General features: G+C 57.8%; 15 protein-coding genes. 7 read left to right on the top strand and 8 right to left on the bottom strand.

Annotation, left to right across the window (positions count from 1 at the left end):
• Positions 1–8: 8 nt before the first annotated feature.
• Positions 9–977, top strand: coding sequence for a helix-turn-helix domain-containing protein (locus C2L64_RS40405; RefSeq protein ID WP_090835120.1), 969 nt, complete (start codon positions 9–11; stop codon positions 975–977).
• Positions 978–1,137: 160 nt separating this feature from the next.
• On the opposite strand, the gene C2L64_RS56145 is transcribed toward C2L64_RS40405, so the two are convergent.
• Positions 1,138–2,568, bottom strand: a complete 1,431-nt coding sequence (locus C2L64_RS56145; protein ID WP_007579320.1) for an alpha/beta fold hydrolase — start codon at positions 2,566–2,568, stop codon at positions 1,138–1,140.
• 132 nt (positions 2,569–2,700) lie between these two features.
• Here C2L64_RS56145 and C2L64_RS40395 point away from each other — a divergent pair, with 132 nt between their 5' ends.
• Positions 2,701–3,306 carry a TetR/AcrR family transcriptional regulator gene (locus tag C2L64_RS40395; protein ID WP_238554561.1) on the top strand — a complete coding sequence of 202 codons (606 nt, stop codon included), beginning with the start codon at positions 2,701–2,703 and terminating at the stop codon, positions 3,304–3,306.
• Positions 3,307–3,484: 178 nt separating this feature from the next.
• Here C2L64_RS40395 and C2L64_RS40390 read toward each other — a convergent pair whose 3' ends face one another.
• Entirely contained in the window at positions 3,485–4,075 is a 591-nt protein-coding gene (locus tag C2L64_RS40390) for a hypothetical protein (protein ID WP_007579322.1), read from the bottom strand.
• A gap of 395 nt (positions 4,076–4,470) precedes the next feature.
• Here C2L64_RS40390 and C2L64_RS40385 point away from each other — a divergent pair, with 395 nt between their 5' ends.
• The 3 genes from C2L64_RS40385 (at position 4,471) to C2L64_RS40375 (ending at position 7,067) form a co-directional block, all read left to right on the top strand.
• Positions 4,471–4,893, top strand: a complete 423-nt coding sequence (locus C2L64_RS40385) for a DUF3604 domain-containing protein (RefSeq protein ID WP_007579323.1) — start codon at positions 4,471–4,473, stop codon at positions 4,891–4,893.
• A gap of 660 nt (positions 4,894–5,553) precedes the next feature.
• Entirely contained in the window at positions 5,554–5,871 is a 318-nt protein-coding gene (locus tag C2L64_RS40380) for a Pepco domain-containing protein (protein WP_007579324.1), read from the top strand.
• Between the two features lie 23 nt (positions 5,872–5,894).
• Positions 5,895–7,067 (top strand): M48 family metalloprotease, encoded by a 1,173-nt coding sequence (locus C2L64_RS40375; RefSeq protein ID WP_007579326.1) that lies wholly within the window; start codon positions 5,895–5,897, stop codon positions 7,065–7,067.
• A gap of 328 nt (positions 7,068–7,395) precedes the next feature.
• On the opposite strand, the gene C2L64_RS40370 is transcribed toward C2L64_RS40375, so the two are convergent.
• The 3 genes from C2L64_RS40370 to C2L64_RS40360 form a co-directional block, all read right to left on the bottom strand.
• Positions 7,396–7,821, bottom strand: a complete 426-nt coding sequence (locus tag C2L64_RS40370; protein ID WP_007579328.1) for a tyrosine-type recombinase/integrase — start codon at positions 7,819–7,821, stop codon at positions 7,396–7,398.
• A 12-nt stretch (positions 7,822–7,833) separates the two neighbouring features.
• The gene (locus C2L64_RS40365) at positions 7,834–8,376 is read right to left on the bottom strand and encodes a phage integrase central domain-containing protein (RefSeq protein WP_007579330.1); all 543 of its coding nucleotides are present in this window, start codon (positions 8,374–8,376) and stop codon (positions 7,834–7,836) included.
• Positions 8,377–8,494: 118 nt separating this feature from the next.
• Entirely contained in the window at positions 8,495–8,863 is a 369-nt protein-coding gene (locus C2L64_RS40360) for an NUDIX hydrolase (RefSeq protein WP_007579332.1), read from the bottom strand.
• A 247-nt stretch (positions 8,864–9,110) separates the two neighbouring features.
• Between C2L64_RS40360 and C2L64_RS40355 the strand changes: the two genes are divergently transcribed.
• Complete coding sequence (locus C2L64_RS40355) at positions 9,111–10,022, top strand: CHAD domain-containing protein (protein WP_039900093.1); 912 nt, start codon at positions 9,111–9,113, stop codon at positions 10,020–10,022.
• 200 nt (positions 10,023–10,222) lie between these two features.
• Here C2L64_RS40355 and C2L64_RS40350 read toward each other — a convergent pair whose 3' ends face one another.
• Positions 10,223–11,074: a hypothetical protein gene (locus tag C2L64_RS40350; protein ID WP_242681912.1), complete on the bottom strand. Its 852-nt coding sequence runs from the start codon at positions 11,072–11,074 to the stop codon at positions 10,223–10,225.
• A gap of 455 nt (positions 11,075–11,529) precedes the next feature.
• On the opposite strand from C2L64_RS40350, the gene C2L64_RS40340 reads away from it, so the two are divergent.
• Positions 11,530–12,837 carry a DUF4062 domain-containing protein gene (locus tag C2L64_RS40340; RefSeq protein WP_007579338.1) on the top strand — a complete coding sequence of 436 codons (1,308 nt, stop codon included), beginning with the start codon at positions 11,530–11,532 and terminating at the stop codon, positions 12,835–12,837.
• Between the two features lie 239 nt (positions 12,838–13,076).
• Here C2L64_RS40340 and C2L64_RS56140 read toward each other — a convergent pair whose 3' ends face one another.
• Positions 13,077–13,463, bottom strand: coding sequence for a recombinase family protein (locus C2L64_RS56140; RefSeq protein ID WP_322789356.1), 387 nt, complete (start codon positions 13,461–13,463; stop codon positions 13,077–13,079).
• Between the two features lie 226 nt (positions 13,464–13,689).
• The gene (locus C2L64_RS40330; RefSeq protein WP_007579340.1) at positions 13,690–14,676 is read right to left on the bottom strand and encodes a zinc-dependent alcohol dehydrogenase family protein; all 987 of its coding nucleotides are present in this window, start codon (positions 14,674–14,676) and stop codon (positions 13,690–13,692) included.
• Positions 14,677–14,738: the final 62 nt, after the last annotated feature.

Genomic DNA, 14,738 nt, shown 5'->3' with positions numbered 1-14,738 from the left:
ATTCGTCCATGGCTAACCATCTCCTCTTCGGGCTTCCAGTTCTCGAACGCTTTCTGGCAGCGCTCGACATTGGCGTGGCTAATTTCACGCTTTGCGATATACGCGATGGCTGGAGTGCCCGCTTCGACGCTTGCGCGACGGCCAGTCTTCACTACTGCATGGAAGGGCGTGGTGCGTTGGTGACGCAAGACGGCGAGCACGTGGCTTTGATTCCGCACAGCTTCGTGCTGTTGCCGCCGGGAATCGGCTACCGGATCGAAAGCGACAGTACGTCGCCCGTCGGTGAGACGAATCACGGGCGTCTTTGTGAATGGCCTTCGCGGGAAACGATCCCGACGATCCTGGTCGGTGGAGGCAAAGCAGGCATCGCGACGGCGTGCGGCGAAGTCAAGCTGGATACCAACTATGGCGGCGACCCGTTCAGGACGATGCGCCGGCCGCTGATCGCACAGTTCGACACGCAGTCAGGCTTAAAGGATCAATTCGTATTGCTGCTCGCGGAATGCGCTCGTCCGGGGCTGGGTTCGCGCGCATTGGTCGAAGCATTGCTCAAGCAGTGTCTGATCATGGTAATGCGGCGGCAAATCGATAATGGCGGCGCCGACCTTCCTTGGGCCGCGGGCTTTGCCGACAAACGACTCGCAGGGGCACTTGAAGCGATCTTCGAGCGCCTGGCATCGCCGTTGTCAGTGGAACGGCTAGCCGATATCGCCGGAATGAGCCGTTCGGCATTTGCTGCCCAGTTCATGAAGGCGTTCGGGCAACCGCCGATGGCCATGTTGAAAGTCGTGCGGCTGCGCAAGGCTGCGGAATTGTTGGCGACGACTGATGTTCCCGTCGCCGAGGTCGCAAGAATGGTCGGCTTTTCGAGCCGAAGTAACTTCTCTCAGGCGTTTCACGCAATGCACGACATGGATCCGACCGCTTTTCGACGCAGATCGAGTGCGACCGACAGGCGGGGCGTGCGGGACGAGTAGCAACGTCAGAAGTTGGAGCGCGCTGGCTAGCGTGTATCACCGTCGGTCGAATCGGGCAGGCGCTGGTCAATGTCGTGTCCATGCTGCTCGCGATGCATCGCGATGGGCAATCGCGGGACGGCAGTTACGCTACCGTCCCGTCAGGCTTTTTGTTGTCGGATTAGTCGGCGCGGAAAGCGTCGTCGATTTCAGGCCGCGCCAGATGAGCAACCGTGTTCACGAGTGTCTTTGCGGCGGCAGCCAATGCTATGGTCACCATCGCGCGTTGATCGAATCCCGCGGCTTTCAGGGCATTGACGTCGCTGTCCGATACCTGCGTCCGGTTCGTCGCGATTGCGGCAGCAAAGCGACGCACGGCTTCCAGCCTGGGATCCTGAATCGTGCCGCCGTTCCGCAGTGCCTGGACGACGTCGGCCGATGCGCCCAGTTTGGCTGCGAGCGTTGCATGCACGGCAATGCCGTAATCCGCAGAGTTTGCGCGGCTTGCGGAGACCATTGCGACTTGCTGTGCGACCGGGTCGAGCGAACTTGCCCCAAGCGACTGGAGCATCGCGATATAGGCTCCAAGCACCGACGGTTCGGCCGCAATCGCGTAGCCCAGGTTAGGCACGAAGCCGAACACGCCACGCATGCCGTCGAGCAATTCTTTCGCCTCGGCAGGTGCCGATGCTTCTCCGAGGTCTCCGAACAGCGCCGCGCCTTGCGCCGAATCCACGGTCCGGGCCAGAAATGCCCGGATGATTGCCGCGACTTCGTCGAGATGCGTTTCTAGCGGGAAGTGACCCGCGTCGACGAAGTGAACTTCGGCTTCCGGAAGATCGCGGCGGAAGGCTTCAGCGCCAGCGGGCAGAAAGAAAGGATCGTTCTTTCCCCAGACAGCCAGCGTCGGCGGACGATGCGTACGGAAGTATTCGTGGAAGCGGGGATACGCCGCTACGTTCGATTTGTAGTCGCCGAACAGATCGAGTTGAATGTCGGCGTTGCCCGGCCGATCGAGGAAATGCTGGTCAAGCGTGTACGACTCGGGGGCGATCAGCGATGTATCCGACTCCCCGTGCGTGTACTGAAACGACGTCGTCTCGGACTTCAGGAACGCGCGGAGGTTGTTGCGGTTCTCGTCCGTTGCCGCTTCCCAGTAAGCGCGAATCGGATTCCAGCCCTCACTGAGACCTTCCTCGTAGGCATTGCCGTTCTGTGAAATCAGCGCGCTCACGCGCTCCGGCCGCGACGCAGCCAGTCGAAAGCCAACGGGGGCGCCGTAGTCAAACACATAAAGCGCGTAGCGATTCAGCCCAATCGTATCGGTGAAGCTTTCGACTACTTCGGCCAGATGGTCGAAGGTGTAGGCAAAGGTGTTGGCTTCAGGTGCACCGGAGAAACCAAAGCCGGGCAGGTCGGGGGCCACCACACGGTATTTGTCGGCAAGCCGGCTGATGAGCCCGCGATACTGGTGGCTCGAGGTCGGAAAGCCGTGCAGCAAAAGGACAACAGGAGCGTCCTTGTGTCCGGCATCGCGATAGAACACATCGATGGTCGAACCCGTACGACGATCAGCAACAGAGACGGTTTGATACGTGGGCGTAGCAGACATGACAACCTCCAGTTTGGCGGGATATCCGGGTGGGCGCGGCACAAGATTGACTGAACCGAACGATCGGTACAATATGATGCGAATCGCGTTTCGTCAAATTTTTCTTGGACTGCTATACTCCGAATCAATGAATTGAACCGAACGATCGGTTCGTATTTTTTGGAGCGTATGATGCCTGCCGCTACGGTTTCGAAGGATGAAATAGTCGAACGGTTGTTCGCAGTCTTCCAGGAGCACGGCTTCGACGGGGCGTCGCTCAGCGACTTGTCGCGTGCAACCGGCCTTGGCAAATCGAGCCTTTATCATCATTTTCCGGACGGCAAGCTGCAGATGGCGGAGGCGGTGCTTGATCGAGCCACTGCCGTAATCGACAACGAAATCGCCAAGGTGGCGAGAAGTTCTTTGCCGCTGAAAGCGCGCCTGCGCAAGATCGTGGCTTTGCTAAATCAGATCTATGCCGGTGGACGCGCGCATTGCGTGCTTGGTCAACTGGCAACCTCCACAGTGAGGTTGGAGGCAACTGCCGGCTTGCGTGCCGCATTCGAACTCTGGATCGATGCGATTGCCTCACTGGCCGAGGAAAGCGGCATGCCGTCAAAGCGCGCCAGGATGTTTGCGGAAGACTGGATTGCGCGGTTGCAGGGAACACTGATACTGCAAGCGGCAACGGGCGACACGGGCGCTTTTGAGCGGGCGCTGGACGCTTTGCTTGAACTCGGAGAGAGGGGCGGGGAGTAAGAAGGGCGCTGCGATTGCAGATACTTGAACGTTGCCGCTCCGGGGCCCAAACTTGAGCAGTAGAGCCTGAGGATGCCGAAGTAGCGATTGCCGGGCACGGTGGCGAGCCAGTTGGCCTGCTTACCCTCAGTTGCCAATCGTTCCGGCCGCCGCACATTGAGGCGACCGGGCGGCGCATCTACTTCTTGACAGCCGGCTCCACGGAAATCGCGAGGGCTTCGGTGTACACGGCCTCCACCTGATCACCCTTCTTGATGTTAGCGAACTGTGCAGGGTCCTCCACTTTCAGGTCTAGTGTGTTGCCCTTGGGACCTTTCAGCGTGACTGTCCTGCTTTTTGGGTTGACCGCGACGACGTTGGCCACGATTTTCACTTCCCGGCCCAAGGTGCCGCCGGGCTTGCCGCCAGCAGGCGCGCGCTCCATCGATGGATGCTCTTCGACCGAAGTTATGCCGTCACCTTCTTTCTTCAGGTTCAGGGTAAGTGATTCCCGGTAGACGGCTGTAACGACGTCGCCGACCTTGAGCTGGTCAAAGTTCCGTGCCTCGTCCCCCACCTGCACCTCAACGACCTTGCCGTTTGGGCTCTTTAGTAAAACGGTCCTGGTGGCGGGATCAATGTCCTGAACCGTGGCAGTCATCCTCGTGGTTCCCTTGATGGTTGCCGTGCCAGGCGCTTTCGACATTTGCACGTTGGCTTCCTGCTGCGCCCATGCTGCAGGCGCCACGGCCACCAGGGCGGCGATGACCAGAAATTTTGCGTTCGACATGGACGGCTCCTTTGAAACGCTGAAGCTTCACCGCGGGCCGGTAAAGAAGCAGCACGCATGGTATCCGTGCTCCGGACAGCCTCACGATGGAGTCCTCCCGGCTGCATGTTGCGTGCGTGACTGCCGGACATCGCATTCCAGTTCGCAATGATGCAATGATGTGGGCATCTACATGGGGAGCCAATCATCTGCCACACCGCGCGCGGCAGCAGCCACCGACAAGCTCCCTGATATCCTAGTCTATGACTGGTGGCGTGCTGCTGATATGCTACTTTGGTCCAGGTGTAGCAAAGGCACGCACACCGTTCCGAGGGGTTTTTATCGGTCACTGGGTGTCAAATCAACTACGTCCCGGGCAGCGCCCGACCCCGGCGAACGACGTAGCCCCGACGTTCATGTTCATGGCGATCCCGGCGGGAGATTCGACAGGCACCGCTGGTTTCCGTCATGGCGACCGCAATTGCCTTGTCTCTTTCACAGCGTCAGCCGTGCGCAACCCGCCACTCAACGATCCGATCGGCGCCAATCTCGACCGCATCCAGGTTGTCAAGGGCTGGCTGGACCGGCGGGGCGAATTGCAGGAGAAGGTCTACGACGTCGTGTGGTCGGACAAGCGAACGCCTGGTGCCGACGGTAAGCTGCTGGCTGTCGGCAACACCGTCGAGGTGCCCAACGCCAGCTACAGCAACTCGATCGGCGATCCAGAACTCATCACAGTTTGGCGTGGTCAGGATTTCGACGCCGGCTTGCGAGCCTTCTACCATGCGCGGGTGATCGAAATTCCGACACCACGCTGGACCGCTTATGACGCGAAGTAGTTCAAGGTCAAGATGCCGCCCCGCGATGCGGACGAACTCGTAGCGCTATTCACCGATGGCTGGCGACTGGATTGCCGGTCGCCGATTGTTCGTCGGATACACGATGTTTGCGTCGCGCGGCTGGAGACGTGGCGTTACGAGTCGTAGTCTGGCGATGCATTTGTTCTGTTCAAAACCCCTTGGTAACTGATTGATTTTATTGGGAGGGTATAGGACGTTTTTGCGTTTGTTCCTGAGCGCTAAAACACGCGATAACCCACTGATTTTTCGTTTTTTTTGCCGATTTCCTGGTCTTTAGCACTTCGATGGAGTCCATCGTCTCGAAACCCCTGTCCCGCCTAGATTGTTCAATATCTGTTCAATATTTGTTTACAATTTTGTACTCTCGCTGGACCGAAAAATCGGCATATCTGTGACCTTCCGCACATATAAATGGGAACCGCTGCAATAGGTGACGTATAACAGTGTTCTACGCCACATCGATTTTGAGTTCGGGCAGATGTGTGTCGGGAGTTAAAAGGTGGGGTACTGCCATCCGACATTGTTCGTTGGCTTGGTAATTTAACCTGGGCTCAGTCAGTTATTTTTTTATTGACGCCATGTTTTCTAAGTATCTCTAATTTCAAGGCCATACCCGTAAAACCTTAGGAAGATAGAGTAATGAACACCAAAACCCGCCTCTTGATCGATTCCGAGCCGCCGCAAATGAAAAGCGCTTTCCCTGTTCCTGGTCTTGACGTAATGGGGCAGCGAGTCGTTGAGATCAGCAACGATGTATTGAAAAAGAGTATTGACGGTGCATTGCAGAATATTCTTAGTCTTCTTGCCACCGTAACGACTGAAAGTACTACGCACAAAGTTTCAGAGGTTGCGTTCAGTTTGACCTTTGATGCAACCGGAGAGGTATCAGTCGTCTCTCTTGCGAAGGGATCGCTTAAAGGAAGCGCGGGCTTAGAGATAACAATCAAGAGTAAATAGCGTTTGAATAATTAGGAGCGGAAATGAGTTCGGAAAATCAGGCGGCGCTCAACTATCTCGAGCATATCCAAAGGAATACATACATAGCCCTTGGCATCCAGCCACTGTGGATGTTGGACGGCCATGCTGATTTTGTTGAAAAATTTGCGGCGCAGTTTTATGAGTCAAGCGATGTTAAAAATTCCATGACGCTGGAAGAGTTTCGGAAAGGAACACGCGACTCATTGTTTGGTAGTCTCGACTCTCCTATCTCGTCGTATCAGGACCCAGCTTTTTATTTCTTATTGTCGCACATGACGTCGGAAATTGAAGGGATCTTGGATGAGCAGAAAGTAGAGATATATCCGCGGCCGATTTTCGGATCTCTGCCGACTGGGCGTGTCAATGGCGTTGCCCTAAGGGTACCCGACAGCGATCAACTTATCGTTCTTTTAGAAGATGGATTATTTGGTTTTGCGAACCTTACCGCGAAAGCGGTCTCACGTGTATTCCCCCTCAAGGGTGAGGGTGATGGTCGACTCACGTTCTCTGTAGGCGAATCCGATTGGAAAAAGGAATTCGCGGCTAGACCTGATGTTGTCGAGCGATTCGTAGAGCTGCTTTTGGCATATTTGATCGGCGGCCACCCTCACGCGGCAAGACCGTATTTGCCAGAACCCAAATATGAGGGCATTACCAGTTTGTTGCGCGATTCGATGGAATTATTTGTTTTGAGTCACGAGTATGGCCACTGTATAAGTGGTCATCTGGACATGGGGCAAACAAAAAAAGCAATGCTCGGGGGAGAAGAAACGGATGAAGTGCTTACCAGCTGGAATCAGGAGATCGAAGCCGATGTTGCGGGGCTAGGGATTATGCTCGCTGTGATGCGCAAAAGAGGATTCGATCTTTCCCTAAGTTTTTGGGGGGTAGATTTTTTCTTTGGGTGCATCGAGATCGTCGAGCGCGCCGTTAGCATCCTCAGGACGGGAAGAGCGGAAGTGCCAATCTCATCCACACATCCGCCTACGGAGTTACGTCGCGAAATGATGCACAGAGTGCTAAAGAATTCCGTTCCGGAAGAACACGCTGCGGGCCCCCTTCAACTGGCGGGGATTGTTGCCTCCATCCTGAATGAGTTCTGGCTCGCTTGCGAGCCTGTGCTGCAGAAAGTATATGAAGATCACACCGAACTAGCGCCTGCGTGGAGACAATAGGTGATCAGCCAGAAGTTCGGGGAGATACATCATAACTGCCAGCATCATGTCAGGCGCAACCTCATCACTATGACCGTCGGTCGTAGCAGTCAAGTTTATCGATTGACGGTCGCAGCGTAAGTGCGAAGTTACGCGCGGTTGCTCGCAGTGTATGGGCGGAAATAGAGATTAACGCTGGTTACTCCAGAGTACTCAAACCGTCGTTGCGGGTCGCGCGAGTCCTGGGTGCAACATCAAACCCTGAAACCGATCCGAGAATAAGCACCCTTGGCATTAACCACAACTGCACATCCAAATCTCCGCTCGTTTCTCCACAGCTCTACCCTGTCTATAAGACGCTGATCTTTACTTTTATCGGCTCCAAACCGCGTGAATTTGCGTACAAGTCCGCCATCGCGTCAGTCAGGTGCCCGAGAAGTGCTTTGGTATCGACACCACCCTTTTCCATGTAAGTTCGTTTTGACAGACTGCGGATTTCGTGGAAAGTCGGTTCGTCCTCCGTGGTGTATCCTGCCAGCCGCCTGGCCTCCAGGAACTTCTCCGAGATGGACTTCAGTTTGATCTTCGAGCCTCGTGGCGCTTTCACGTTGCCGCGTATGTGATGGATCAGGAACTTGCTGACGACGCCCGTCGACTTGCAGTGTGCAATCACTTCCTCCAGCGAATACCCGATAGCGTACATGCGGAGCGCTAACGGAATGGCGATGCTCACCTCGGTTTTCGCGCGCGTGACGACCGCTTCGCCGCCTTTCACGGAAGATCTCTCTCAGCGTCTGACAGTCGACAACTCCTGTCCGGACACCAGCGCGAGCAGCATCGCGTTTTCCAGCCACGGCGCGACTTCCGGAGCCTTCGCGAGCGTCGCCTTGAAGACCTCAAGTGTCATGCGCTTGCGCTTCACCATGACCTTTGCCTTGTCCGTCGCCTCGGCCGGGTTCCTCCCCATCCACCCCAATGCCATGCCGCGGCGGCAGACAGCCTTCATACGGCTGCGCACGTTGACCGACCATTGCATCTTTCCGCGCGCCTCGATCGCTTCGAGCATGTCTGCGACGTGCTTGGTAGTGAGCGTCGAGCATTTGACTTGGCCAAGCGTCTCGCGGATGACCTTGTCCTGATGCCGACGCGCCGCGATCGTTGCGGGTTTGACGTCCGTGTTAGGCATCTTTAGCAGCAGATCGGCGACGGTTTCCTCGCCAATCTCCATGCGCTCGACCAGCCGCTTCGTCGGTACGATTTCCTTTGCCTTGGCGTTGGCTTCGAGCACCTCGAAGATCGCCTGCTCGATCGGCGCGTAGCCGATCGACATCGTTTTTTTGGTGATCGGGTTGCGGAAGCGCGGCCTAGCTGCCATGGCCGAACGACCCGTGGACGAGACGCGACTTCTGCACGCGGTTGGCTGCGTGCTATCCACCTCGAAAACGAGGCTACTTCCTGCGCTGTTGACTCATAAGCTTCACGATGTCGGTCGTCGGGCCGCTCGTCATGAGGCGAGGGATGTCGTCGAGGTGAACCCAGCGACACCTGGATATTTCGTTACTCGGGCGAGCTTTGGCGCGATTCGGGATTTCGCAGGAGAACACGTGATGGTGCTTCTGCTTGCCACGGAAGTCGAAGAGATACTTGGCTGACTTCCCGGTAAGCCGCGTTTCTTCCTTGAGTTCTCGAAGCGCGGCGTCCGAGCGATGTTCTCCACGCTTGAGGATCCCGCCCGGCAAAGCCCACTTTGATTCACTACGTGCGACCAGGAGGATTCGCTTGCCTCTGCGGCAGACCACGGTGGCGCGTTTCTTCAAAACGAACTCCCACGTATGTTCCAGGAATTTTCATGCACTGCCCGATGCGCGAGCGTATCGGGCAGTGCATGACGTAACCAGGCATCCTAATGCAAAACAGCGGAAGCACGGCGATTTCGCGAAGCGCGGGAGGCGTACGCGCCACACTTTAAAGGCATGTCATTGAAACGTCACGAAGAGCGCGGGCGCTCGGAGATGAGTATGGTAAGGTCCGGGCAAATGTATTTTTGTCCGACTCGAGGCTGAAATGGATATGGATGGTGACTGGCCCTTGCCGCGGCTAAACAATCGCTTCAAAGTTGACCGGCGGCCGCCCGGTTCATCACTTTCAAAATCGAGTTCTATCGCCAGTACCTTCGCATCACTGGCGACGCCGGTGGTAGCGGAAGCAGTGCAAAGGGCGAGAGAGCTGTCCACGCAGAGCGATGCTGAGGGGTTTCATCAGCTTCGAGTCGCCTTCAGAAAGCTTCGTGCTTTGTACTGGGCGTACTCCCCTTATCTTGGAGAGGAAGCGACCGCACAAGCCACCGAAGAATTCAAGCGTCTTGCTGCCTTGGCAGGCGGAACGCGTGATTGGGATATCGCAAACGGTCTCCTGAAATCCGCCCAGGAGTCACGCGCATCGATCGCGCTGCTCGTGGCCGCAGCACGCGAGAAGCGCGCACAGGCGGTGGTGCATAGCCAGACGATGATCAAAAGCGACGATGTCGAGGTGTTCTTGAACGATGTCTTGGTTCGCGCGCAAACTACGCTGCAGTCGCGTTGCAACGATCTTCCTGTTCGAGCGTTCGCCGAGGCGCGGGTTCGTCTTGCTCAGCGCGCACTTCGAAAGCGAAGCAGGCGCGCAGCACGCAGCGAGACCGCCCACGAGGAAAATCTTCACGATGTTCGAAAGGCGGGCAAGAAGTTGAGGTATCTGCTCGAGTTTTTTCAACCCTTTATCAAAGGCGGGCACGGTCGCACGATCAAACAATTGACGTCCGTGCAAAACAAGCTGGGACAGTTCAACGACATTGCCGCAAGTGAGACCCTGATTCGCAGCGCGTCATTCAACGAAGTCCCACCTGAGGTCGTGCAGGAGTCGTTGCATTGGTTGGAAAAACAGAAGTGTCGACGAATGCGTGCAGCATCACGGCGGGTTCGAGCCATCGCTAGTTGAGCTTGAGGCGATCTCAAATGCTGAGTATTGGGGCACCACAGAGGCGTTGCGTGCGTCGGCAACCGGGCGCGCTCAGCGGGTCGCTCATTTCGACGTCACGTCCGCATCTGTTAGCTGCCGTTGAATGCCTGACCGAGCGACCGGCGGAAGTGGGTCGCGCTGCGCCCGACGGGTTGATTTTTCCGTTAGTGTGGGTGGCGTCAGGTGCTTAATGCCTCTTTGAATCCCTGTGTGTCAGCTCGCCGACTAATCACAGACTCCGCTCGACGCTGGAGCAACGCCTTGCGTTCTTCCTCAGCGGTCTCGATGAAGTCAGACAGTTCACGCTCCATGGCTGAATTTTTGGCGCCGGGTTTCCACCTTGCGGCGCCGTGCCGTCGACGCGTGGTCCGGGCAAGTGCTAACGCAGTCATTGCAGCCTTTGCACATTCGTATTCAACCAGACTGCAAAGGTCGATGGGCTCACCGAATTCTCGGAACGCATCTACATACTCGCGAGTGGCGTGCACCGTGGCCGGATATTCGCGAAGTTCAGAAACGACTTTGCGGCTCAGGACGTTCCATCGAAGCTTGTCTGGATAGGCAAAGGCTGCCACGGACACGTTCTTGGTCACTTCACGGCTCATCGAGCCGGTCGGCACCGCCGCCGCCCAAGCGGCTTTATGCATCATCGTCCGGCATGTTCGGGCATAGCTCTCCAGCGACAGCGCCAGTTCTAGCGCAGTATCGCGTCGTTGGGACCTGTGTTCCCTGACACCTCTTGCAGAAATCCATGCGAGCGTGATGACGGAACCGATCGCACTTGACGCCAACGCCGAAGCCATCGGGGAGTTCCAGCTAAGTCGCTGAAGATATTCGAGCCATTCCTGCGGCATACCATGCGCTTCGGACAACGAGATGCAGAGAGTATAAGCAATCGTTTGCGGACGATTCTGAGCAAAAAATACGGTTTGTGTTTTTGCCACGATTAAGTTGATCTGGCGAGGTTCGCCTTGACAAACCCAGCCGAAACGGGAAGCGCGCACGCGCAGCAAAGGGGGAAGGCGTGTCAAGCCTGCTCCATTGCTGAGTCGCAGGGTGCCGGTCGGCGATGAATTTCTGGACGCGGCCAATTCCAGCCGTTTGTTCTCGTCCTTGCACGATCATTTGGAAGTCCGTTCAGGGCAGGTAACGGACCTTCGCCTTGAGACACGGTTGCGCGTGCAGGCGAACGCGAATATGCAACCCAGCCAGAATTTCCTGCGCCGCCTCGGGGGGAAGATTTGATAGGCACGCTTGGCGCCAGGTCCACCCGCATGCACAATCTGACAGTAAGCTTGCGTGCCGTCAGAAAGCGGAACAAATCGTACGCTGGGCACACGGTCAATGATCTGAATCAACCACCTCTGGCTCCAATTGGCGCGCCGCGCCGATTGTCGACAAGCGCGGAACAGATATTTCTCCTACCCTTGCAAAAGGCCGTCGCCTTTAGGAGACAAGCGGCGGGGAGCCGGCAGACGGAGGGACTGTGCGCATTTTCGTGTCGTCCTCGTTCGAGGATCTGAAAGAACATCGCGCCGCGGCGATCCGCGTCCTGAGACAGCTCGGTCACGAGGTGCTCGCGATGGAGGACCTGGTCGCGGCAGCTTCCACGCCGCTCAACAAGGTCCTGGAAATGGTAGACCGCAGCGATGCCTATGTGGGGCTATTCGGGTGGCGCTACGGTTACGTCCCGGGTGCGGGGTCCAAACGCAAGGGCAATAAAACGGACAACGTACCCTCTGCCGACTCGATCGCGGACGGTGAGACGTCGATTACGCACTTCGAGTATCTCCGCGCATTGGAGCGCGAAATCCCGGTCATGGCTTTTCTGCTCGACGAGCAATATCCGTGGCCGCCGCAATTGATCGATGGCTTCGATGCCGCGCGGCCGCAAGCGCAGCCGAACACCAAAAAGATTCGGGCCCTCCGGGAGAAGCTCCAACTGGAACGGATCGTGTCGTGGTTCACCACGCCGACAGACCTGGAAGCGCGTGTCGGCACAGCGGTGACGATGGCGGGACTCACGCGTCAGCTCAATCTGGAAGAAGCGCAGTTGCTTCCCTCGGAGGCGGGTGTGGCGAGCGACAGTTCGGCTGCAGAAGGCATCAAGAATGCGATCATCGCCGCGGGCGACACCGGGCGCGCCTTGAAAATCGACCTCGCCACGAGTTGGTGGTCGACGCGTCTTTACCTGATTGCAGCGCTTGCCAGCTGTTTCACCCATGTGCAGCGCATTCTGGTGGTCGATTCACGGCCAACCGACAACCCGGGACAATCCACTGCGGCGGTGCATGATTCTTCTGTCCTCCGCGACGAACGCTTCGTCGGTCAACTCTCCATCAACGCGATTCTCACGACGCTCGAGCCACCAGTGATCGCGACGAGCACGTTTTTGACATCGATGCAGGGCCGACACTTGATAAACGACGACATGGCAGTCGGGATCGACCAACTGGTGGTTGAGTGGGCTCGTGCGTTCAAAGACACGATAGGCAATCACATTAATGAACGGGCAACCAAGGTGGATCTCACCGCGGAAAGGCTGCGCCGACGGTTTGGCGATGCCATGCTGCAACAACCCATACGCATCGCCGATCTGAGACGCGCGTCTGAGGTTGATATCCTTCGACTGCTGGATTATCCGAATGACTTCGTGCCAGTGATTACGCGTGTCGCCGGCAAAAGTAAATTGACCTACTTCGAGCGCGTGGACCTGGTGGACAAGGTAGCGCTCAATGCAAGGCTAGCGAGAAGTTATCTGGAAGAACTGTTGGACCGTGCGCGCATTCGCTGACGTATAAGTCATTTCGCAGGGTCGTCGAGGGATACGTGGCACGATAACGCGCTCGTGTTTGAAGCGTCCCTCATAGTGTGCTTGGCAGAGAGTTTGTCGTCGTCACAGCGTGAGTTCGACGGCGGCGGCTCGTTCGGGGTGAAGAGTGAAGCCGTCAGGTGTGCGGACCCATGCGGGGTCAGTCTGCGGTGCGCCTATGGACCCGCGGTAGGTGCCGGCGAGCCATTGCTTGCACCGAGCTACAATCGCCGCCTGACCCGCTTTGACTTTGTATCGGATTCCTCGTGCGCGCGAATCATGGTGAGCAGGCTGTACACGAGCCCCACTGGATCTTTCTTCAGGATCTCACGGCTGTACTGGCGGTCGTCCGCTGCGGTCACAACCCGGATTCCCGCTCCGATAATGGCCGAAAGCTGGCCTTGTGCGAGGATCGGCTCGGCCCGGCTCAGGCGATCCAGGCCCTCAACGATAAGCACGCTTCCGGGTGGAACCTTGCCGTCCTCGACGGCTCGCAGAAAAAGCCCGAGCGCGCCCGTCTTCACGTGTTTCTGGTGGTAGGCACTAAGCCCTTCGTCTCTCAAACTTAGGCTGGTGTCGAGCGTGAGGCCGTGCTCAGCGGCATTCAGAACGGCAAGCTCAGTCTGTCGCGCAACAGATGTTCCCGCTGCCTGGGTTGGCCTGGGCTGGAGAACCGTAAGTAGCTGAACACACGTGGCTTTTCCATAAGTCGATGTCGTTCTTATGGTCGATCTACGTAGTATCTATTGGCATAGCGCCATCGTGCTGGCTTTAGAGTGGTTGACCACCTACACAGGGCGGTCGATCTTCTGACGGCGTTCGAACCCGCCGCACTCAGCGCATCATCAACACCGCCGCGCCCGACAGCCGCCCGCTGCGCAGATCGTCGAGCGCGCGGTTTGCGTCAGCGAGCGGATAGCGCGTCACTTCGATATCGAGCTGCGTGTCGCCGGCGATCTTCATGAACGCTGCGCCATCGGCTCTCGTCAGGTTCGCAACCGATACGACGCGGCGCTCGCCCCACAAAAACGCATACGGAAACGCAGGAATGTCGCTCATGTGAATGCCGCCGCACACGACGATACCGCCCTTGACGACCGCCTTCAGCGCAGCCGGCACGAGCGCGCCAACGGGCGCGAAGATCAGCGCGGCATCGAGCGGTTCGGGCGGCGCGTCATCGCTGCCGCCTGCCCATGTCGCGCCGAGCCTGCGCGCGAGTTGTTGCGCGGTGTCGTCGCCGGGTCGCGTGAACGCGTACACCGTGCGGCCCTGATGACGCGCGACCTGCGCGACGATGTGCGCCGCCGCGCCGAAGCCATAAATGCCGATGCGCTTCGCGTCGCCTGCCATGCTGAGCGTCCGGTAGCCGATGAGACCGGCGCACAGCAGCGGCGCAGCTTGCGCGTCGTCGTAGCGCTCGGGCAACGGCAGGCAATAACGGTGATCGGCGATCACCTGTTCGGCGTAGCCGCCGTCGATCGTATAGCCGGTGAAACCGGGCGCGTCGCAGAGGTTCTCGCGGCCGCTTGCACAATACGGACAGACGCCGCAGGTGCGGCCAAGCCACGGCACGCCGAGACGATCGCCGATATCGAATGCCGTTACGTCCGCGCCGCGCGCCGCGACCCGGCCGACGATTTCATGCCCCGGAATCACAGGCCGTTTCGGCTCGCTCAATTCGCCATCCACGACATGCAGATCGGTCCGGCACACGCCGCATGCCAGCACGTCGATCAGCAACTCTCCCGCTGATGGCGCTCGCTGGGGCAACTCGCGTTCGGACAGCGTGGGACGCGATCCGTCGAAAACCATTGCGCGCATGTTCGATCCTCCTCGCGTGGAATCCGCCAATGCCGCGTCACGCGCGCGGCGACGCGCGATAG

Origin of the sequence: Paraburkholderia hospita (assembly GCF_002902965.1) — a bacterium.
GTDB classification, from domain to species: Bacteria; Pseudomonadota; Gammaproteobacteria; order Burkholderiales; family Burkholderiaceae; genus Paraburkholderia; species Paraburkholderia hospita.
The sequence above is the reverse complement of the archived record's forward strand: the minus strand, read 5'-3'. Positions and strand labels throughout refer to the sequence as shown.

Excerpts from the sequence above, each read along its gene's own strand:
- C2L64_RS40405 (WP_090835120.1), top strand. The coding sequence starts at position 9 with ATGGCTAACCATCTCCTCTTCGGGCTTCCAGTTCTCGAACGCTTTCTG.
- C2L64_RS56145 (WP_007579320.1), bottom strand. The coding sequence starts at position 2,568 with ATGTCTGCTACGCCCACGTATCAAACCGTCTCTGTTGCTGATCGTCGT.
- C2L64_RS40390 (WP_007579322.1), bottom strand. The coding sequence starts at position 4,075 with ATGTCGAACGCAAAATTTCTGGTCATCGCCGCCCTGGTGGCCGTGGCG.
- C2L64_RS40385 (WP_007579323.1), top strand. The coding sequence starts at position 4,471 with ATGTTCATGGCGATCCCGGCGGGAGATTCGACAGGCACCGCTGGTTTC.
- C2L64_RS40380 (WP_007579324.1), top strand. The coding sequence starts at position 5,554 with ATGAACACCAAAACCCGCCTCTTGATCGATTCCGAGCCGCCGCAAATG.
- C2L64_RS40375 (WP_007579326.1), top strand. The coding sequence starts at position 5,895 with ATGAGTTCGGAAAATCAGGCGGCGCTCAACTATCTCGAGCATATCCAA.
- C2L64_RS40365 (WP_007579330.1), bottom strand. The coding sequence starts at position 8,376 with ATGTCGATCGGCTACGCGCCGATCGAGCAGGCGATCTTCGAGGTGCTC.
- C2L64_RS40355 (WP_039900093.1), top strand. The coding sequence starts at position 9,111 with ATGGATATGGATGGTGACTGGCCCTTGCCGCGGCTAAACAATCGCTTC.
- C2L64_RS40330 (WP_007579340.1), bottom strand. The coding sequence starts at position 14,676 with ATGCGCGCAATGGTTTTCGACGGATCGCGTCCCACGCTGTCCGAACGC.